The sequence below is a fragment of the Bradyrhizobium lablabi genome (assembly GCF_018131005.1).
In the GTDB taxonomy this organism is placed as follows: Bacteria; Pseudomonadota; Alphaproteobacteria; order Rhizobiales; family Xanthobacteraceae; genus Bradyrhizobium; species Bradyrhizobium lablabi_D.
This window is the reverse complement of sequence record NZ_JAFCJK010000002.1, coordinates 784318-805145: the sequence shown is the minus strand read 5'-3', so window position 1 is coordinate 805145 and position 20828 is coordinate 784318. Positions and strand designations below refer to the sequence as shown.

The following is a 20828-nucleotide window of genomic DNA, read 5'->3' as shown; positions in this document are numbered from 1 at the left end:
GGCGCCCTGGAGAACGCCAGGAGAGCAAGAATGTCGGCTGAACTGTTTTCGGTGTTCTATCAGTTCGCCGACGTATTCGCATTCCTGATCCTCTCCGCTGCCGGGCTCGCCATCGTGTTCGGTATGATGGGCGTCATCAATATGGCGCATGGCGAGTTCATCATGTGCGGTGCCTATGTCACTGTTGGACTGGTAAAACTCGGCGTACCTCTTGCCATTGCCCAGGGGCTTGCTGCGCTCACTGCCGCGCTCGCGGGCGTGGTGGTCGAATTTCTCATCGTCCGCCGTTTCTACAAAAGGCCGCTCGATTCTCTGCTGGCGACCTGGGGTCTCAGCCTGATCGTTACGCAATCCATGTTGCTGATCGTGGGATCGTCAATCACGGGTATCGGAACGCCAGAGGGCAGCTTTGCGATCGGCGACTATACATTTTCGACGTATCGCCTTGTACTGTTCGCCTGCGCGGTCGCGGTCCTTATCGGCCTCTACGTAACGTTCATGAAGACGCGCTTCGGCGTGATGGCTCGCGCGACGATGCAGAATGCCGCGATGGCCAAAGCATTGGGGGCGCGCACGGGACGGATCTATGCGATCAGTTTCGGCATCGGCGCTGGTCTTGCGGGGCTTTGCGGTGCGCTCTACGCACCGACAATGACGCTGATCCCGACGATGGGGGCGACGTTTGTGGTGGAAAGCTTTGTCACCGTGGTAGTCGGCGGAGCAAATGTACTGCTTGGGACTGCGCCGGCCGCGGTGTTCCTGGCGATGATCCGCATGGCCCTGAACGCCAGCTACGGGCAGATCATCGGCCAGATCGGCATGCTGTTCGCCGTCATCCTCATCATTCGTGTCCTGCCCGAGGGCCTTTCCAGTGTGCTGGTCCGTCGTGGGCGCTGAGCGGGAGACCTGATGTTCAAGCTGCTTGATGGACCGCAGACCTTGGGACGCGGGCGGACCTTCTGGTCCTGTTTCCTGATCGTGCTGGCGGCCGCGCTAGTTTATCCGATCTTTGCGGATTCCTATGATGTCGGCAATTTCTCCTATTTCCTGATCTGGATCTTCATGGCTCTCGGCCTCTGCCTGATGTGGGGTTATGGCGGCATGCTATCGTTTGGCCAGACATTTTTCTTTGGCATCGCGGGCTATGCCTATGGCGTCCTCGCTATCAACATGGGCGGCGGGTCGACTACGATCGCGGCCCTTGTCCTGTCGATCATTATCGCGATGGTCGCGGCGGGTATCCTTGGCTATTTCATGATCTGGGGTGGCATCAACGGTATCTTCTTCGGTATCGTGACGCTGTCGGCGACGCTGGTGCTGGCATTCTTTCTCGGCCAGACGGCCGGCCCGGAATGGCACATCGGGCCTGCGCGGCTCAATGGCTTCAACGGCATGAAGGGAATGGATCCGCTCGCGATCGGCGATTTCTACATTGAGGGATCGGCGCTCTACTACGTCATGGTCGCCCTTATCGTGATCGTCTACATCGCGCTGCGCGTGCTGGTGAACTCCCGCATCGGCAACGTGATTGTGGCCACGCGCGAGAATCCGCAGCGAGCTGAGATGCTCGGTTATGATGTCCGCAAATACCAGCTGCTGACATTTGTCATCGGCAGCGGGCTCGCCGGCCTGAGCGGTGCTCTCTATACGTCATGGGGCCAGTTCATAACTCCGTCGAGCATCGGCTTGCCGGCGGCCGCCATGCCGATCGTGTGGGTAGCATTCTCGGGACGGAGCGATCTGACTGCGACGCTGGTTGGCGCATTTCTGCTGCTGTTCGGATTTCAGACCATTACGGTCTACAGCCAACAGGTGGCGCTTGTGTTGATGGGCACACTGCTGCTCGTCACGGTCATGCTCGCCCCGCAAGGCTTCGTTCTCGGTGTAGGCAAGCTTGTTGCCGACCGTTGGACGGCCGGTCGGCGTCGTGATGCGACCGCGGCCCTGCCCGACGCGGGCCGTCTGCAATCGGACGGGACCTGATTATGGCGCTCGTCGATGTGAAAGGCGTAACGAAGCGTTTCGGCGGATTGACGGCTGTTTCAGACGTGGATCTCACGGTGAGCGCCGGCGAGGTGCACTGCCTGATCGGTCCCAACGGAGCCGGCAAGAGCACGCTCTTCAAGCTGATCGTAGGCCTTTATCCGCCTACCAAGGGCACGATCTCCTTCGATTCCGTCGACATCACCGATGAGCGTCCTTTCGCGCGCGTGCAGCGGGGCATGAGCATCAAGATGCAGGCGCCAAGCGTGTTCAGGGAGTTACCTGTTCGGCAGAATATCGAGATTGCGCTGCAAGGACGGCTCTCGGGAGCCCAGCGAGACGCGGAGAGGGAGCGCCTGCTGGATCATCTGAACCTCGCGTCGGAGAGCGGAAAGCCAGCCGGGGCGCTTTCGCATGGTCAGCAGCAATGGCTCGAGATCGGGATGGCGCTGGCGCTGCAGCCGCAGCTCCTGCTGCTGGACGAGCCGACGGCCGGCATGTCTCCGGAGGAGACTTTCAAGACGGGGGAGTTCATCAAGTCCTTCAATGCCGAGGGCATGACGATACTTGTCGTCGAGCACGACATGGCGTTTGTGCGGCAGGTCGCGCAGCGCGTCACCGTTATGCACCTTGGTAAGATCTTTGCTCGCGGCAATCTCGAGACCATCCTTGCGGATGAAAAGGTTGCAGAAATCTACCTCGGTAAGACACATGCCCACTGATCACTTCCTTGACGTATCGGAGCTTTGGGCGGGCTACGGCGCCACGCCCATACTGCAGGGCGTAAGCCTGTCGGTTTTGCGGGGCGAGATCGTAGGCGTGATCGGTCGTAATGGCGTGGGCAAATCGACGCTTATGCGGTGCCTGATTGGCCTTCTCGATACGTGGCGGGGCTCGATCACATTCATGGATCGCGATGTGACGAAGCTGGAGGCTGACGCCCGGGCGCGAGCCGGTTTCGGTTACATCCCGCAGGGACGGGATGTCTTTCCGCAGATGAGCGTCGAGGAGAACCTACAGGTCGGCGAGCTCATTGGCGGACCGAAAGGCAAGAAGTTGCCGGAGCTTGTTTACGAGTACTTCCCTCGACTGAAGGAACGTCGGCGGCAGATAGCCGGGACTATGTCGGGAGGCGAGCAACAGCAACTTGCAATCGGACGTGCGTTGATAGGAAATCCGACGCTGATGATCCTCGACGAACCCTCCGAAGGCATTCAGCCTTCGATCGTTCAGCACATCTGTGAATCGCTGAAATCGTTTCGGCGTGAACTCGGAACCACAATCGTCTTCGTGGAGCAAAATCTCGACACGATCTTGGCGATCGCTGAGCGATGCTACATCATGGAAAAAGGCAAGATCACTCGATCGTTGACGGGCGAGGAGATCAATGCCGACAATGTGGGCGCGCAGCTTCTGTTGTGACACCGACAGGGTCCTCGCGAATAAAGTCTCGCAAGCAGGACGGATGTCTGACGAGGAATAATCAGGGAGGAGACAACATGGATCTAGGACTTAAGGGAGCCAAGGTTCTCGTAACGGGCAGCACCAAGGGGATTGGCAGGGCGATTGCGGAGACTTTCGCGGCCGAAGGCGCCGATGTTGGGATCTGCGCGCGCAATCAGGCCGACGTGGACAGCACGGTCGCGGCTCTCAAGGGCAAGGGCGTTGCGGCGTTCGGGGCCGCGGTCGACGTGGCCGACGGCGCCGTCCTCAAGGCGTGGGTTACAGACATGGCCGCGAAGCTCGGCGGGATTGATGCCGTGGTCGCCAATGTCAGCGCGCTCGCGATAGGACAGGATGAGGAGAGCTGGCAGAAGGAGTTCTCGACCGACATGATGGGAACGGTGCGTCTCGTGGACGCGGCGATGCCCTTTCTCGAAAAGAGCAAGGCGGCTGCGATCGTGACTATCTCGAGCGTCTCCGGCCGGGAGGTCGATTTCGCAAGTGGCCCGTACGGTACCTTCAAGGCTGCTATCATTCACTATACCCAGGGCCTGGCCTACCAATTGGCTGGCAAGGGCATCCGCGCCAATTCGGTGTCACCAGGCAACACCTATTTTGAAGGTGGGGTCTGGAACATGATCAAGGACAACAATCCCGAATTGTACAAGACTGCGCTAGCCCTCAACCCGACCGGTCGCATGGGTACGCCGCAAGAAATGGCGAACGCGGTGGTGTTTCTGGCCAGCCGCGCCGCGAGCTTCATTACAGGAACCAATCTCGTCGTGGACGGAGCGCTGACGCGCGGCGTCCAATTCTAGCCGCACCCCGACAATGACAGAGCACCACCATGGCCGCCGAGCTGCTTCACTACAAATCCATCACCGAAATTTCGGAACTCATTCGCCGCCGTGAGATGTTGCCTTCGGAGGTTGCCAAGGCAGCGTTGAACCGCGTTGAAAAGCTCGATCCCATCTTTCACGCGTATGCCGTCGTTCTGGCGGAGCGCGCGATGGAGCAGGCGAGGGCGTATGATAACGAGATCGAAAAGGGCCTCTGGCGCGGCGCGCTCCATGGTGTTCCGATCGGATTAAAGGATCTGTGTTACACAACGTTCGCGCCGACCGCCGGCGGCACGAGGATTCACGCAAGGTTCGTTCCGTCCTTCAATGCGACAATCGTGGATCGGCTGGAACGAGCCGGTGTTGTGACGCTTGGGAAGCTCAAGATGACGGATGGCGCGTACACCAGCCATCACCCCGACGATCAGGCGCCGCTCAATCCCTGGAATGCGAATTATTGGGTTGGGTCGTCCTCGAGCGGATCCGGTGTCGCAACGTCGGCAGGCCTTTGCTATGGCTCGATCGGGAGCGACACGGGCGGTTCGATCAGGTTTCCCTCGGCGACGTGCGGCCTGACCGGCATTAAGCCGACCTGGGGCCGGGTCAGCAGGCACGGGGTCTTTCCGCTGGCGGACTCCCTCGATCACATCGGACCGATGTGCCGGACAGCTGCGGACGCCGCAGTGATGCTCAACGTCATCGCGGGCGGCGACCCGAACGACCCAACGACTTTGCGGGCCCCTGTCCCGAACTACCTGACTGGCATCGGCGATGGTGCTCGGGGACTACGAATTGGGGTGGATCGCAAATACACTCAGGAAGGAATCGACCCGCAGATCGTCAAGGCGTTGCTTGAAGCTGAGCGCACGCTGGCCGATCTCGGCGCCGAAATCCGCGAGGTACGTTTTCCCGCCTATGAGAAGCTTGTCAGCCAGTGGATCCCGATGTGCTCGGTGGAGACCGCCGAAGCGCACCTGGAGACGTATCCGTCGCGTAAACAGGAATATGGGCCAGAACTTGCGCAGTTGATCGAGCAAGGGAGGTCCGTGACCGGCGTCGAGATCGCAGCCACTCACCACGAGCGGTTGAAATTCTGCGGCAGTCTTGCGGCGATGTTCGAGGACATCGATCTTCTGCTGATTCCGACGATGCCTGTTCCGGTCCCGACGCTCACGAAGATGGGCGAGTATGGGGCAGATCCAAACATACTGCTGAGCATTTTGCGTTTCACCGCCGTCTTCGACTTCAGCGGCAGCCCGACAATCACGCTGCCGATGGGAATTGCCTTGGATAATATGCCACTGAGCATGCAACTGGTCGGGCCTCATTTGTCCGAAGGCGTGCTGGCGCGCGTCGCGCATGCGTTTCAGTCGACCACCGACTGGCATACGCGGCGGCCCCCGATCGAATGAGGATTGCGGCTAGAGCATCAGCATCTCTCAGAAATCCCGAATCGATTGATGTCGGCGCGGCACTGCGGGCTGCCGGCTTGCCAAACCGCGATTCAAGCCCCGAACCAATGCTCCTGCGCATCCAGGCTTGTCGTGCGGCTGTGAAGGAATTGAGAGCTCCAGGGCGGGCAAGGTGTGCGACAACTCGAATGCTGCGGGAGCGCGCGGACCGCCTTCCAATTGAGACTTTAGGTCGGTCGGTCTTTGAAGCGACGACCCGACCTTTTTTTGCAAATTTGCACGACGTTTTGGCTGCGCATGCAGGCTAAATCTTGAACCTTTGCTCAGCCGGACACACAACTGACCATACGGTAGAACTAGAATCGCTGTCCCTAAAGATATGCTGTACTCGGTGTATCGGCCCGTCGCGCGCGACACAGAGAGAGTGCGGGGGTATTCCATGAGAGCATTGCATTTTGCGAGAATGCAGAACAAGGAATGCGTTGAGGTCTGGACCCGAGACCCCGGCTCCGAGGAGTCGACGATCCTCTCCGGTTCTGTGGGACAGGGAGGTGTCAATCGCACAAGCGACGTACGCAATGTACAATCGCGCCTCAATCGGGTGACAGCGCAGGGTGGCGGGCCCGGCTCTATGCTCGATGCGGACGGTCTTTGCGGTCCTCTCACGCGAGGAGCGATCCTGCGTTTCCAGCAGCACCACCCGGGACTACTCCACGACGGACGCATCGATCCCGGCAAGAACACCTGGAAAAGCCTGCTGGCGCTTTCTGGCGAAATCGAGATGGCGAGCGGCGGCACCAAGGCGGATAGGCCTGATGCGAGGGAAATCGCCGCGCCCCACCACCATCACGCTCCCACGCCCCCTTTAGATCCGACGATGCCGCTCATCTGCATGGCCCTGGCGCGATTCCGGATTTCCGCGGCGATAAGGGCTTTGGACGTCGCAACGGCCGAACTGGACGGGATCAATCTGAAATCGTACCTCAGGCCCGATCCCAAGGAAGCGCTTTACCAAACTTACAAAGAGAGCGAGACCGCGCTGCTGGAGTTACCAACCGTGCACCGGTGCTTCAAGATCGCTGATGAAAAAATGAAGTATCCCAATGTCAGCGATGTTCTGCACAGACTTCGCAGGATCTACACAAGCATGGGGGACGTCATCGCGGCCACCATGCTTACGACCCCGAAGGCCGAGAGGACCGGGACGAGACGTTTCGTCAGGGTCATCAGGCAGCGCACCTTGGACAGGGAACATCATGGTCTCCCGACCATCGCCGATGCGGAGCTGCAGGGATGGTGGAAGAAGAACGCAAACCTTGCTCACATCCGGGTAGGATCTGATCACGTCGATAGCAGCGATCTGATCACTTCGCTGATCCACGAGATGAGTCACTTCGTTTCTCATCCTTCGACCTACATCGTGTCAGCGCATCCTAAACCAAGCCAGTACAACGGCGCCTTCAATGACACACATGCGAAAGCAGTCCGCAATGCCTTCTGTTACGAGTGGTACGCGTTTCTGGCGTCCTTCAAGAGTGAGCGATCGACGCCCAACGAAGCTTTGACACTGACGTGAACGACAGTCGCGGCCTTCAATGTTGCAGGTGACATGGCCGTCGGCGAGCCACTCCGCAGGGCTGCCGGGCGGGTGGGTACAAAGCGCGACATTCACGAAAATACCCGAAAAATGATGATTTTGGCGGAAGGGGTGTCCTGTCAGCCTCCCTGAAATTGCAAGGCTCTTCCGCCGCCGTTTTTTGAAAAGCTACGGTCTTGACTACGGGGGCAGGGCATTGCCGTTCTATCGGAAAAGCGGCCGCCCTGTAGTCGAGGGGCCACGCTCCACGACTCCCTTGAGCATGCCGCGCCCTCGTCGTTTCACCCTCGCAGCCGCCTGGCAAGCGCGGCAACAACGTGGTGGCAGATGCGGAGGCGATCTGCGAGGCGGTGGCCACGCCGACCATGCGCTTCGTTGGCGCGATGAACAGATCACCACCGATACTGCGCGGTTTCGGCTTCCGCTCCAACAGGTATGGCTTCAATTGCTAGGCTTGGCGGGGTCGGCGAAAATCGATGTCGAAGATCTTTCGGTTCATGATGAGGGCGATTTCCTCGGCGGGCAGCGGCTTCTGACATTCTGAGCGCGGGTTAAGCCAGAAATTCGATTTTGGCAGCAAAGCGAAGAGATCGCGCGCTTTCGCTCCGAGACATGACTCCGGCTCGGTCAAGTAGGTCGAAATGCGCTCCTTGGCGGTGAAAGCCGGATGCCAACGGAGCCCATTGAAATCGACGGTCGCGATGTTGAACGGTTCACTGGCCTTGAGAGATCGACGACCCTCCGGCCCGACCTCGGTCTCCGGCGTCAGCACGAAGATCTCTGCCTCGAGAAGGGCGGCATAGAACCCCCGGATCTGCTTCGGGTCGGCGGCGGCCGCCTGCATAAGCCGCTCAACGCGATTTATCGGCTCGAACATCGTGGACCTCCACTCTTCGACCGCCTTGCGCCCCACGCGCCTGTTCCTCGAGCGCGCGATAAATGGTGTTACGCGACACGCCGAGTTGGCGCGCAGTTTCGCTGACATTGCGGTGGCATTCGATGTAGGTCGCGTACACTCGCGCGCGATGATGTTCGTGCAGCGTCGAACACTGGCTCGGCGCGCTTTGCGCCTTCCCGAGGACGCCGGCCGCAGCGTCGACGCCGATCGTCGGTTCCGAATCCTCAAGCGTCAGACGCAAGAGAACGTTCCGGAGCTGGCGAATGTTGCCCGGCCAGGCGCATTCCGCAAGTCGCTGAATCGCCGAATCGTCAATTCTGCGCTCTTGGTCGACGTCCGCCAGCACCTTGCGGACAATCGCAGCGAAGTCCGTTCGTTGACCGAGCGGCGGAAGATTCACTTCGAGCGCATTGAGGCGGAACATCAGGTCGGCGCGGAAGGAGCCGCTGGCGACGGCCTTTTCGAGGCCGGCATTGGTCGCCGAGACGAGGAACACGTCGACTTTCTTCTCAGCGCCGCCGACAGGGCGGACGGTCCAATCGTCGAGAAAACGTAGCAACACGGCTTGCAGAGCCGTCGGCATTTCCCCGATCTCGTCGAGGAACAATGTGCCGCCGTCCGCCTGCCGGAAGAGCCCGACCGCGCCGCCCTTGCGCGCGCCGGTGAAAGCGCCCTCGCTGTAGCCGAACAGTTCGGACTCGACCAGGCTTTCGGGCAGCGCGGCGCAGTTGATCGCGACGAAAGCGCCCTTCCGGCCGCTCGCACGATGGGCGTGGCGCGCCAATTGCTCCTTTCCGGTTCCGGTCTCGCCCCGGATCAAAATCGGCATTTTGCGGCGCGCGGCTGCCTCCGTCTGGCGAACGATGGCCGCAACTGTCGGATCAATGGCGACGAAGTCGGTCGGGTGCGCGCGCTCGGCGAGTGGCCTCGGCGTCGACACGGCGCGCAGCATCGGCGAAACCTGCGGCGACTCGACGCGCGCGACATAGTTGCTGCCGACGACATCCTGAAGGCGCTGGCGCTCTGAGCGCCGGCTCTCGCCGATGAAGTCCGAAATGCGCGTTCGGAAGATCTCGCCGAACGGTTGCCCCGGCGACAAGGGCAAACCGTGCAAGCTCGCGCGCGCCGCCTGGTTGGCGGCCAAAATGCAACCGCTCTCGTCGAGAGCCAACAGTCCAACGCTAAGTGTATGCAAGAACTCGCTGCGATTGTGGAAGGCGACTACAATGTCTCTCCAGTGCCGCTCGCGAAAGAGGCCGTTCTCGATCTGGGTGGCCGACATTTCAACCAACACTCGCGTATGACTCTGCCGAGATACGCAGTCACAGGAGGCGTCGAGCACGCCCGCCAAGGAGCCGTCCGGATCGAACACCGGCGCGGCACAACATGTCAATGATCGAAAACGCGAGTAAAAGTGGTCGTCGCCGTGCACAACCGCGGGCCGCTTGAGGAACGCAGTAATGCCGATGCCGTTCGTACCGCAGCGTCGTTCGTCCCACCAAACGCCGGGTCGGATCGCTTTGCCATCGGGACCGTCCTTGAAGCTCTCGTCGGCGACAATGTCAAGCAACAGGCCCTCAGGCGTCGCAAAGGCGATGAGAAAATTCGTGCCGGCGATCTGCTGATGCAGCACCTGCATCTCGGCGAGCGCCAGGCCGCGCACAAAGCTCCGGCGCTCCTGCTCGGCCCGCAATTCTCCGCCGCTGACGTATTCCATGTTCGGCGGCCGGTCGCAATCGAGGCCGAGCGCCACGCATCGCAACCAGCTGTCGTAGATGTCGACCGGCAATAAGCCAGTCGGCACAACACCGTCGCGTCGCAAAGCAGCGCGCGCTAACGAGCTCCCCCCCGCAGGTGCGCCGACCATAGGGCCTCCACGTGGCCGAGCGGCTCGTCAGGGAACTCCATGCGCTCATCGTTCCCGCGCGCCGCGATTGCGGTGACTACCTGAAGCGCCGCAATGGCGGTGAGACTACCCGAAGCAAAGCCGAAATCAATGTTCTTCGGCTCGCATCCGATTGCTCCGAAACGGAGCAATGTTGCTCTGTGACCGATCCGATTCAGAGCGAAACGGCGAACCCACGCTGCGTCGAAACCAACGTCGTCTCAAATAGATAACGACGTGGCACGGTTGTTGCTCAACAGCACCAACACCTTTCGCAACGGAAACTAGTCTAGGGGGAGGAAATGAAAGCGGCTGTTTTGCACGCGTTCGACGAAAAGCTGACGGCGAAGGAGTTTGTCAAATACGAGGATGTCGCGGAACCGACGATTAGCCGCCCCTCGGATGTGATCGTTCGCATCGGCGGCGCAGGCGTCTGCCGCACGGATCTGCATATCGTCGAGGGCATCTGGCGCAGCAAGGTCGACATCAATCTGCCCTACATCATGGGGCACGAGAATGCTGGTTGGGTCGAAGCGGTCGGCAAGAACGTACAGGGAGTCAAGGTTGGGGATGCAGTCATCTGTCATCCCCTCGTGACAAGCGGCCACTGCATAGCGTGCAGGCGTGGCAACGATATGCATGCGGAGGAGAGCAGTTTCCCCGGCATCAACGCCAATGGTGGCTATGCGGAATATCTCCTTACCGGCGAGCGCTCGCTGATCAAGTTGCCGAAGTCGCTCGCGCCGAAGGAAGTGGCACCGTACACGGACGCCGGCCTCACGGCCTACCGCGCGGCCAAGAAGGCGTCGCGCCATCTGCTCCCCGGAGAATATGCGGTCGTCATCGGCGCCGGCGGGCTCGGGCACATTGGCATTCAAGTTCTGGCCGCGCTGTGCGCGGCGGAGATCGTGGTGGTCGATCGCTCCGTCAAGTCGCTGGAGTTGGCGAAGGCGTGCGGCGCGCATCACGCTGTGAAAGCTGACGGCGACGAGGTCGAGAAAGTACTGCATCTCACGCATGGCAAAGGCGCGGAGGCCGTCATCGACTTTGTCGGCGAAGGCGACGCGGTCGCGAAAGGGCTCGCGATGACGCGGAATCAGGGCTTCTACTATGTGGTCGGCTACGGCGGAAAAATCGACATTCCGACCATCGACATGATCACCAGCGAGAAGACGATCGTGGGGAATCTGGTCGGCACCTACGCCGAACTCGTCGAACTGATGGCGCTCGCTGACCGAGGTCGGGTGACGCTGCACACGCGCGAATACAAGCTCAGCCAAGCCAATGATGCGCTGCACGATCTACATCATGGCCAGATCAACGGGCGCGCGGTGCTCATCCCATGATTGATTCTGAGCATGGTCGCAACGATCAGTCGCCGCGCGACGCAGGGGCGTCCAGACGGTCGCAGGCGAGCGCCGAGGCTCGCCAACGTTTGATCCTTGCGATGATCGACAACAACGCGCGCCAATTGCGGTTCGATAGCGCGCGGGCGGGGGCCGACATCGAGCAGGCTGGAGCGTTGCGCGATCTGGCGCGCGACCCAAACGATCGTGACGCGGCCGTGCGGCTCGAAGAGGTCAAGAGGCGGATCGCGATCCTCGAGGAGGAGCATGGTCGTCTCGTCTCGGAGCGGGAGTGGCTCAACAGATCGCTGATGGAATTTACTGAGGAGGCGGAGGGGCCTTGTCATGAACGCGACTGAGAGGCCGGAGGATTCGGCGGTCGCCAATTTGAACGACGAGGATCGCTCAAAGGACGAGTTGATGGTGCGGCTCGCCCATGTTGCAGAGGACATGATCGCGAGGCACGGGAAGGACTTCGCGATGGGCGGGTTGATTTTAGCCGCTCGCTTCATTGCGGAAGGAAGACCGCTCACAAAGCCGTAAGGTTCGATGAGCGATTGAATGAAGGCCGCGAAACTGAGCGCTGAAGACTCAGTTTCGGGTGCGCGAACGCGCACACGAAGTCCGACACGGAGGGCGGTCTTGGGACGCGTTTGGTGAGGACGCGACGGTCGGAAGCGATCCGTGGCGCCTGGAAGGAGCAAACAGGAGAACGATGCCATGGCAGCAAGTCTAACTTTGAATAAGATTACCTCGCAGAAAGGCATCAGCATCGGCGAGGCGGCCAATCGCGTCGCCGATCTGGGCTGGACACCGAGCTACGTTCAGGAAGCGATGACCTTCCCGACCGACTACAAGATCTCGCGGGTGCCGCGCGATCCGATGAAGCAGGTGCTGCGCTCGTATTTCCCGATGCAGGAGGAAAAGGACAACCGTGTTTACGGCGCGCTCGATGCGGCGTTGCGCGGCGACATGTTCCGTAACGTGGAGCCCCGGTGGATCGAGTGGATGAAGCTCTTCCTGGCGATCATCCCATTCCCGGAAATCTCGGCCGCTCGGTCGATGGCCATGGTCGGCCGCCTGGCGCCCGGCGAAGAGCTACGCACCGGATTCACAATGCAAATGGTCGACGAGCTCCGTCACTCGACGATTCAGATGAATCTGAAAAAGTGGTACATGGAGAACTACATCGACCCGGCCGGCTTCGACATCACGGAGGCTGCGTTTGGCAAGTGCTACGCATCGACCATCGGGCGTCAGTTCGCCGAGGGCTTCCTGACCGGCGACGCCATCACCGCGGCGAATATCTACTTGACGGTCGTGGCCGAGACGGCATTCACGAACACGCTGTTCGTCGCGATGCCGTCGGAAGCGGCGCGCAACGGCGACTACGCCCTGCCGACAGTGTTCTTGTCGGTGCAGTCCGACGAATCGCGTCACATCGGCAACGGCCACTCGTTGTTGATGGCAATGATCCACGATCCATCGAACCATGATCTTCTGGAGCGCGATCTCAAATACGCGTTCTGGCAGAACCACGCCATCGTCGACGCGGCCATCGGCACGTTCGTCGAATACGGCACCACTAATCGCGACAAGACTAAGGAATCCTATGCGGAGCTATGGCACCGCTGGATCTACGAAGATTACTATCGCACCTACATGCTGCCGCTCGAGAAATACGGCGTCAAGATCCACCACGACGACGTGGCGGCGGCCTGGGATCGCATCGTTAAGAAGGACTATGTTCATTTGACTGCGCAATTCTTCGCAGTCGGTTGGCCAGTGAACTTCTGGCGCATCGAAGCCCAGACCGAGAAGGACTTCGAATGGTTTGAGCACAAATACCCCGGCTGGTACGCCAAGTTCGGCGAGTTCTGGAAGTGGTATGCGAAGCTCTCGAAGCCCGGCGAGACCAACATCCTGTTCAATGGCGATGTCGGCTACGTCTATCCGCATCGCTGCTGGAGCTGCATGGTTCCGTGCCTGATCCGCGAGGACTTTGTCTGCGACGAAGTGGACGGCAAGATGTACACCTATTGCTCTGAGGGATGCCGCTGGACGCATAAGGTGGCTTTCGGTGGCGAATACAAGGGCCGCCCGACTCCTGCCATGGGCCGTTTCAGCGGTCGCCGCGAATGGGAAGACTGCTATCACGGGTGGGATCTCGCCGACGCGATCAAGGATCTCGGTTTCGTCCGCTCCGATGGCAAGACTCTCGTCCCGCAACCGCATCTGCGGTTCGATACCAAGGACATGTGGACCCTCGATCATGTTCGCGGCCATACGCTCGGCAGTCCGTTGCGTGGCTTCCGCGCGCTGAAGGCGGGCGCGGAGCGGGACGCGGCGGTCGCCGAATATCGCAAAGGCTTCACGATCAATCCCGTCCATTGATCGTGAGCTGAAGACGCGAAGGTCGCCCCGCGGCGACCCCGTTGCATAAGGATCTGAGAATGCGTCGCGGCGGAGATCGCCGCGGCGCACGCTCTAAAAGCGTGCGGAGGAGGCCAAGAGGATGGGCGACGCGCAGGTTTACAAAGTGCGTCTCGAACCGGTCGGCGTCGAAATGGACGTCGAGGAGGGCGAGACCGTTTTGGAAGCGGCGTTCCGTCAAGGCATCGCCCTCATGCACGGCTGCAAGGAGGGCCAATGCGGCTCCTGTAAGTCGCGCCTTATCGGCGGCGACATCGAATTGCTCAAGTACTCGACGTTTGCTCTACCGGATTATGAGAGGGAGACTGAGCACGTGCTGCTCTGTCGAACCCACGCCTACAGCGACCTCGAGATCGAGCTGCTCAACTTCGACGAGGAGTTGCTGTCGCGCGCGATTCCGGTCAAGACCTATTCTGCGACCGTCATTGAGACGAAGGCGCTGACGCATGATATCCGCCAACTCGACATCGAGTTGGATAAACCGTTGAAATTTTGGGCGGGCCAATATGTCGATTTGGCCTTGCCCGCCACCGGCGTGACGCGATCGTTCTCGATGTCGAACGCGCCGGGTGACGATCGGCGACTGTCGTTCATCATCAAGAAATATCCGGACGGTGCCTTTTCGTCGCTGCTTGACGGAGCATTGGCGCCAGGCGAGGCGGTCGCGGTCAAGGGGCCCTATGGCACCTGCAGCCGGCGCGCAGGTCGTTCCGGCGCGATGGTTCTTGTCGGCGGCGGTTCGGGCATGTCGCCCTTGTGGTCGATCCTGACTGACCAGGCCCGCAGCGGTGAGACGAGACCGGTCCGGTTTTATTACGGGGCGCGGACAAAGGCCGACCTCTTCATGCTCGACGAAATCGCTGCGATCGGCGAACGAATCTCCGATTTCCAGTTCATTCCGGCGCTTTCGCACGGCGCTCCGGATGACGGATGGGAGGGTGAGACGGGGCTCATCCACGAGGTCGTTCAAGGTCACCTTCGCGCGGGGCGGCTTGCCGACGCCGAAGACGCCTATACGTGCGGGCCGCCGCCGATGATCGACGCGGTTCTACCTGTGCTGCGGATGAGCCCGATCGAGCCTGAGCACATCTATTTCGACAAGTTCACCCCGGCGACCCGGTAATGGGCCGCCGCAACACCGCCGAGGCAATCAGGCAAAGAGCTGACGCTAAATGGAGGAAACAGTGAGCACAGCACAAGCTACGCAACCCGTGAAGTCCGGCGCTGCCGGTGCGGCGATATTTCCGGGATCAGACAGCCGGAAATTCAACTATTTCGAGCCAAAGGGCCGGAAGGCGACGCATTACGAGGACGTGACCGTCGACGTGCAGCCGGATCCGGAGCGGTACTTGCTGCAAGATTGGATCATCTCGTTTCCCGACGGGACGCCGACCTATTCCAAGACCTGGACCAAAGCGCTCAGCTCCGATTGGCATAAGTTCCGGGCGGTCGACCAGGAATGGGAGCGCACGCACTATCAGCGCCAGTCGACAATTTGCGGCATGGTTCAGGGCGTAATCGAGAACGCGCGGAAGTCCGGCGCGCCGAAGCGTTTCGATAAGGCCTGGGTCAAGGTTTTGCAGGATCATCTGGGCGCCTATAAGCACGCCGAGTTCGGCCTGGGTACCTCGATGATGCAAGCGCAACGCTACGGTTATACCCAGATGATCAACACTGCGATCTTGACCAACTCGTCGTACAAGATGCGCTTCGCGCAGGATCTGACGATCTACCTCGCCGAGATCGGTCTCGACGTCGAAGGGTTCGACACTGGCGCGGGCAAGAAGCACTGGCTCGAGGACCCGATCTGGCAAGGCGTGCGCAAGTCGACCGAATCGATCATGGGCGCGACAGACTATCTCGAACAATATCTCGCGACCAATTTCGTGTTCGAGCCGTTAGTCGGCGAGTTGTTCCGCAGCGGTTTCATCATGCAGATGGCCGCGGGACAGAACGACTTCGCCACGCCGGCGGTGGTCGCCGCCGCGGAGGCCGACTACGAGCGCAACCTCGCCAATAGCGTCGAATTGTTCCACATTCTAACGACCGACAAGCAGCATGCCGCGCATAACACGGCGCTGTTTAACGGCTGGATGAAGAAACATGCGGAACTAGCAGCCGCAGCCGCCAACGGCCTGCAGCCGCTGTGGTCGCAACCTCGCGTCAAGGTCTTCTCTTTCGCCGACGCGCAAGCGCAGGCGAAGAACCGGCTGGAGTCGATCTGCAGCGAAGTCGGCCTCGCGGTTCCTTGATGGCCAGTTCCAAAAAACAACTCGTCTTTTAGGAGGACTCGATGACTGAAGCGGTGCAGCACAGCAATATATTCAAGTCGATGAAGGATATTCGGTTCGAGGACACCATCTCGCATCAGTGCGGGATCACCATGAACGACAGCGTCGAGGCGAGGGCCATCGCGGATGTGATGGAGAGTAAGAAAGGGGTCACGGTGACCTATCAACCGTCGTTGATCCGGATCGACGGCGACCCCAAGCTGATCTTCAACATGGAAGAGATCAGCGAGGCGCTGGGGCGGTCGATGACGCCGCACCTGTTCGAAATCTCGACTTCCACTCACTATGGCCGCATGGTGATGGTCGACGACAACACCGTCGTGGTGTTCGGCGACATGCAGGAAGCGCTCGCGTACATAGAGCACTAAACGGCGGGGTTGACGCCGAGGCACCCGTTTCTCGGCGTCGATCTCCACAAACGGCTTCAACGACGGCAGAGGGAGGATGAGATGTATCGGACGAAATCCGGCGAAGAGATTTTCGTCATCGACGGGCACACGCACTTGTGGGACGGCAGCCCGGCGAATCAAAAGAACATTCATGGCAAGCAATTTATCGAATGCTTCTACGCGTATCATTCCAACTTGAGCCCTCCGTCCGAGAAATGGCCGAAAGAGAAATTCGAGAAGTATGACGCCAAGACCATGTATGACGACTTGTTCATCCATGGTTACGACGACATGGCGATTTTGCAGCCGACCTATCTCACCGACTTCTACAAGAACGGCTTCAACACCACCGAGCAAAATTCGGCGCTGAAGAAGAGCCACCCCGAGCGCTTCATCCTCAATGGCGCCTTCGACCCGCGCGACGGCAACAAGGGCATCGAGGAGCTGCACGCCAAATGCGAAAGGTATCATCTCAAGGGCGTCAAGCTCTACACGGCCGAATGGCGCGGCGAGTCCAAAGGCTACAAGCTGACCGACAGGGACTCCTACAAGTTCATCGAGGCGGCGCAGAAATACGGGATCAAGAACCTGCACGTTCATAAGGGCCCGACCATCATTCCGCTCAACCGTGATGCATTCGACGTTGCCGACATTGACGACGTCGCGACATCGTTCCAGGACCTCAACTTCATCGTCGAGCACTGCGGCCTGCCGCGCCTCGACGACTTCTGTTGGATCGCGACGCAGGAGACCAACGTCTACGGCGGTCTGGCGGTGGCGCTGCCCTTCATCCACACGCGCCCGCGCTATTTCGGTCATGTGATGGCGGAGCTGCTCTTCTGGCTTGGGCCCGACAAGCTGGTCTACGGCAGCGACTACGGCATCTGGACGCCCAAATGGCTGATCGACAAGTTCATGGCGTTCGAGATTCCCGACGACCTCGCAAAGGAGACCGGCTCGTCCCTGACGCTTGAAAACAAGACGAAGATCCTCGGCCTCAATGCAGCGCGCCTCTACGGGATCGACGTCGCGGATCAGAAGAAAAAAATTCAGGCGGCCGGCGGATACGCTCATCTGTCCGCGGCCGCGCACAGCCCGCAGTAGGCCTACCATGGCGGTTGTGTCCATAGAGGAACGCCGCGCCGAGGTTTGGGACCGGCTGCGCGGCGTGATCGATCCCGAACTCGACGAATCGGTGGTCGATCTGGGCTTCGTCACCCAAGTCGACGTGGAGGCGGGCGAGAAGGTTCGGGTCGGGTTTCGTCTGCCGACCTATTGGTGCGCGGCGAACTTCTCGTATCTGATGGCCGACGACATGCGGCACGCGATTGGAGCGCTGCCCTGGGTCGGCGAGGTCGAAGTCACAATCGGCGAGCACATGTACGCCGAGAAGATCAACGAAGGCCTCAAGCGCGGGCTTTCGTTTGCCGAAGCATTTGGCGATGAGGCGGATGACGATCTCGGCGCGCTTCGGCGGACGTTTCTCGTCAAGGCGTTCCAGCGGCGACAATCCGCGCTGCTCGATCATCTTGTCGCCGCCGGGTTTTCCGCGGCGCAGCTCGTAGAGCTGAGCCTCAAGGAGCTGTCGGCGGCCGATCTCGACGACACGGGTTCGGCCCTGCGGCGACGATATTTCGAGCGGCGGGGCGTTGTGGGCGAGGCTGACGCCGGGCGCGCCTTCGTCGACACGGAGGGCGACCGGTTACAGGCCGAGACGTTGGGAGTCTATATGCGCGCGATGCGACGGGTCGGCGTGAACGCTGAGTTCAACGGCGCCCTCTGTCGCGGCTTGCTGCGTGAACGCTTCGGTCTCGACGCTCCAGAGGCCTGATTCGACCGATGGCCCGCTCTCGGCGGGCGCGTGACGACAATTCGTGAGGGGATGCGGATGCCGAAGATGATGTTGCACGACGCCGAGGCGCGCGCGGCGCTTGCGCGCGGCGTAGCCAAATTGACCCGCGCGGTGAGGGGCACCTTGGGCCCCAAGGGCATGAATGCGGTCATGGATCGCCCGCTCGGGACACCAATCGTTTCGCGCGACGGCGTCTCGATCGCCGCCGAAATCGAACTCGACGATCCGTTCGAGAACATGGGCGCGCAGATCGTGCGCGAGGTCTCGAAGCAAACCAACGACGTCGCGGGCGATGGCACGACGACGGCGACCGTTCTCGCCGACGCCATGGTTCAGGACGGACTGAAGCTGGTCGAGGCCGGGGCCAACCCCGTCGATGTTGTCGAAGGACTGCAGCTGGCGGTCGAAGAGACGGTTGCGCACTTGAAAAAAGCGGCGCGACCGATCGAGGGCTTCAAGGGCGTGCGGGCGGTCGCCTGCATCGCCGCCAATGACGACAAGCTCGGCGCGCTTGTCGCCGAGGCCTTCGAGCGCACCGGCCCGACCGGCATCGTCGCCGTCGAATTCGGCGCGACCGTGGACACCGTGCTCGATGTCGTCGAGGGCATGGCCTTCGACCGAGGCTATATCTCCCATCATATGGTCACTGACGTCGAGCGGATGGAAGTCGTGCTCGACAGCCCGATCATTCTCATGACCGACAACAAGATCCAATCGGCCGATGAATTGTCGGGGGTGTTGGCGCTCACCGAGCAGCATCAGCGACCACTCTTGATCATTGCCGAGGAATTAGCGCCGCCTGCGGTGATGGGCCTGCTTTCGCAGCGCGGCGACTCAAAGGTAAAGATCGCCGCCATCCATCCGCCTGAATTCGGTCATTGGCGCAAGGCGATGCTGGAGGACATCGCGGTTGCGACCGACGGCCGCGTGATTGCGCGCGATTTGGGCGGCAAGGTCATGGAAGCCTCGGCCGAAGATCTCGGAGGAGCGCGGCAGGTGCGCATTTCCGCCAATCGCACTTTGATCATTGGCGGCGAAGGCCGACCGGAGACGGTGGCCGCCCGACGCGAACAAGTGAGGCGCCAGTATGACGCCGCGCCCGAAAACGTCGAGCGCGACAAGTTCAAGGAGCGTCTTGCCAAGCTTTCCGGGGGCACCGCGATGATCCTGGCCGGCGGCGCGACGCCGGTCGCCCAAAAGCGTATCGCGCAGCTCATTGAAGACGCGATCAACGCGACGCGCGCGGCGATGGAGGAAGGTATCGTCGCAGGCGGCGGGATTTCACTCATGCAGACCGCGCCAATGCTCGACCCCTTGATCGACAAACTTGAGGGAGACCGCAAGAAGGGCGCGCAGCTTGTACGACAGGCTCTGTCAACACCGCTGGCGTTGATCATCACAAATTCCGGTCGCGACTCAGCGAAAGAATTAGCGGAACTCGCAGCGACCGGAAATGGGCACGGCTTCGACGCGCGCAGCGGGCGCCATGTCAACATGTTCAAGGCGGGGATCGTCGATCCGGTCAAGGTCTGTTACAATGCGGTTTGCAACGCCGGGTCAGTCGCCGCGCTCATCCTCACGACGCAGACGCTGATCGCCAAGAAGCCCGACGACTACGACGTCACGGCCGGACCTGCGCGCGGAGGCGGAGCCGAAAGGCTCTAGTCGGCGCGCGGGACGGCGGCAATCGCCACCCATTACGAATAAATCGCATACGACTTTCTCGTCCGCCTCATCGCGCTGCTGTATCATGGAACTAATTCAGGTTTGACCCCAGCCTGTCCTGGCGGTGCAGCCGAACGGTTCGCTGCGCCTGGATTCCGCGAGCCTCGCAGCATGAATGCCCATCGCGTCGGCTTTGAAATTACACCGATCCGACTCAGTCACGTCGCCGCCTTTCGCCGCGTGTTTGACGCCGTAGCGCGCGAACGCCAGTTTCTTGCCGCTTTTGAAGCGCCGTCGCTAGACGAGACGCGGCGTTACGTCGAAGAACGGATGGCGTGCGGCGATCCGATGGTCGTCGCGATCGGCGCAGACGCGCTCGTCGGCTGGTGCGACATCGGCCGCAATTGCGCCCCGTCGCGCAAGCATCGCGGCCTCCTGGGAATGGGGGTGATCGCCGACTGGCGAAGGCGGGGGGTCGGCGAGGCGCTCCTGACCGCGGCTCTCGGCCTGGCGAGCTGCAGCGACTTCATCCGCATCGAACTCGACGTCCATGCCGACAACGCCGCCGCCATCGCGCTCTATGAGAAATTCGGCTTCGTCCGCGAGGGCGTTCAGCGCGACGGGGCGCTGATCGACGGGCGCTTCGTCGACGTCGTTCTCATGGGACGCATCGACCGTCCAATGAGGTTGTAGATTTCATCGGGCAATGGAGCGGATAGATGAGCAAGCGCGCAGTGGTGAATTGCTAGCGTACCGTGGACTCCAACCGTAGCTTTCGGATGCTCGCCACAGAGC

20 protein-coding genes are annotated in these 20828 nt (G+C 60.7%); 18 read left to right on the top strand and 2 right to left on the bottom strand.

All coding sequences use genetic code 11. The annotated features are described in order from the left end of the window. The first annotated feature begins 30 nt into the window (after positions 1–30). From JQ553_RS08760 to JQ553_RS08730, 7 genes are all read left to right on the top strand, one after another. Positions 31–897 (top strand): ABC transporter permease subunit, encoded by an 867-nt coding sequence (locus tag JQ553_RS08760; protein ID WP_212499484.1) that lies wholly within the window; start codon positions 31–33, stop codon positions 895–897. A gap of 12 nt (positions 898–909) precedes the next feature. Next, entirely contained in the window at positions 910–1983 is a 1074-nt protein-coding gene (locus tag JQ553_RS08755; RefSeq protein ID WP_212499483.1) for a branched-chain amino acid ABC transporter permease, read from the top strand. Between the two features lie 2 nt (positions 1984–1985). After that, positions 1986–2705, top strand: coding sequence for an ABC transporter ATP-binding protein (locus JQ553_RS08750; protein ID WP_212499482.1), 720 nt, complete (start codon positions 1986–1988; stop codon positions 2703–2705). Beyond that, positions 2695–3405 (top strand): ABC transporter ATP-binding protein, encoded by a 711-nt coding sequence (locus JQ553_RS08745; RefSeq protein WP_212499481.1) that lies wholly within the window; start codon positions 2695–2697, stop codon positions 3403–3405. The genes JQ553_RS08750 and JQ553_RS08745 overlap by 11 nt, the downstream gene beginning before the upstream one ends. Positions 3406–3482: 77 nt before the next feature. Further along, positions 3483–4244 carry an SDR family NAD(P)-dependent oxidoreductase gene (locus tag JQ553_RS08740; protein ID WP_212499480.1) on the top strand — a complete coding sequence of 254 codons (762 nt, stop codon included), beginning with the start codon at positions 3483–3485 and terminating at the stop codon, positions 4242–4244. Between the two features lie 29 nt (positions 4245–4273). Next, positions 4274–5677, top strand: a complete 1404-nt coding sequence (locus tag JQ553_RS08735) for an amidase (RefSeq protein WP_212499479.1) — start codon at positions 4274–4276, stop codon at positions 5675–5677. Positions 5678–6140: 463 nt separating this feature from the next. Beyond that, positions 6141–7253, top strand: a complete 1113-nt coding sequence (locus tag JQ553_RS08730) for a peptidoglycan-binding protein (protein WP_212499478.1) — start codon at positions 6141–6143, stop codon at positions 7251–7253. Positions 7254–7722: 469 nt separating this feature from the next. On the opposite strand, the gene JQ553_RS08725 is transcribed toward JQ553_RS08730, so the two are convergent. Further along, entirely contained in the window at positions 7723–8151 is a 429-nt protein-coding gene (locus tag JQ553_RS08725; RefSeq protein ID WP_212499477.1) for an SseB family protein, read from the bottom strand. Then, complete coding sequence (locus tag JQ553_RS08720; RefSeq protein ID WP_312015104.1) at positions 8126–9976, bottom strand: sigma-54-dependent Fis family transcriptional regulator; 1851 nt, start codon at positions 9974–9976, stop codon at positions 8126–8128. Before JQ553_RS08720 ends, JQ553_RS08725 begins: the two co-directional genes overlap by 26 nt. A gap of 383 nt (positions 9977–10359) precedes the next feature. Here JQ553_RS08720 and JQ553_RS08715 point away from each other — a divergent pair, with 383 nt between their 5' ends. The 11 genes from JQ553_RS08715 (at position 10360) to JQ553_RS08665 (ending at position 20726) form a co-directional block, all read left to right on the top strand. Continuing rightward, positions 10360–11403 carry an NAD(P)-dependent alcohol dehydrogenase gene (locus JQ553_RS08715; RefSeq protein WP_212499475.1) on the top strand — a complete coding sequence of 348 codons (1044 nt, stop codon included), beginning with the start codon at positions 10360–10362 and terminating at the stop codon, positions 11401–11403. Positions 11404–11504: 101 nt separating this feature from the next. After that, positions 11505–11762 carry a hypothetical protein gene (locus JQ553_RS08710; RefSeq protein WP_212499474.1) on the top strand — a complete coding sequence of 86 codons (258 nt, stop codon included), beginning with the start codon at positions 11505–11507 and terminating at the stop codon, positions 11760–11762. Then, positions 11749–11946: a hypothetical protein gene (locus JQ553_RS08705; RefSeq protein ID WP_212499737.1), complete on the top strand. Its 198-nt coding sequence runs from the start codon at positions 11749–11751 to the stop codon at positions 11944–11946. Before JQ553_RS08710 ends, JQ553_RS08705 begins: the two co-directional genes overlap by 14 nt. A 177-nt stretch (positions 11947–12123) precedes the next feature. Then, on the top strand, positions 12124–13797 hold the full coding sequence (locus JQ553_RS08700) for an aromatic/alkene/methane monooxygenase hydroxylase/oxygenase subunit alpha (RefSeq protein ID WP_212499473.1): 1674 nt from the start codon (positions 12124–12126) through the stop codon (positions 13795–13797). 121 nt (positions 13798–13918) lie between these two features. Continuing rightward, positions 13919–14959, top strand: coding sequence for an FAD-binding oxidoreductase (locus JQ553_RS08695; protein ID WP_212499472.1), 1041 nt, complete (start codon positions 13919–13921; stop codon positions 14957–14959). 61 nt (positions 14960–15020) lie between these two features. After that, complete coding sequence (locus JQ553_RS08690) at positions 15021–16088, top strand: aromatic/alkene monooxygenase hydroxylase subunit beta (protein WP_312015103.1); 1068 nt, start codon at positions 15021–15023, stop codon at positions 16086–16088. Positions 16089–16129: 41 nt separating this feature from the next. Further along, positions 16130–16495 (top strand): MmoB/DmpM family protein, encoded by a 366-nt coding sequence (locus JQ553_RS08685; protein WP_212499470.1) that lies wholly within the window; start codon positions 16130–16132, stop codon positions 16493–16495. 81 nt (positions 16496–16576) lie between these two features. Further along, entirely contained in the window at positions 16577–17620 is a 1044-nt protein-coding gene (locus JQ553_RS08680; protein WP_212499469.1) for an amidohydrolase family protein, read from the top strand. 7 nt (positions 17621–17627) lie between these two features. Next, complete coding sequence (locus tag JQ553_RS08675) at positions 17628–18347, top strand: metal-sulfur cluster assembly factor (protein ID WP_212499468.1); 720 nt, start codon at positions 17628–17630, stop codon at positions 18345–18347. A 57-nt stretch (positions 18348–18404) separates the two neighbouring features. Then, positions 18405–20033: a molecular chaperone GroEL gene (locus JQ553_RS08670; protein WP_212499467.1), complete on the top strand. Its 1629-nt coding sequence runs from the start codon at positions 18405–18407 to the stop codon at positions 20031–20033. A 171-nt stretch (positions 20034–20204) separates the two neighbouring features. Continuing rightward, positions 20205–20726, top strand: a complete 522-nt coding sequence (locus JQ553_RS08665) for a GNAT family N-acetyltransferase (protein ID WP_212499466.1) — start codon at positions 20205–20207, stop codon at positions 20724–20726. Positions 20727–20828: the final 102 nt, after the last annotated feature.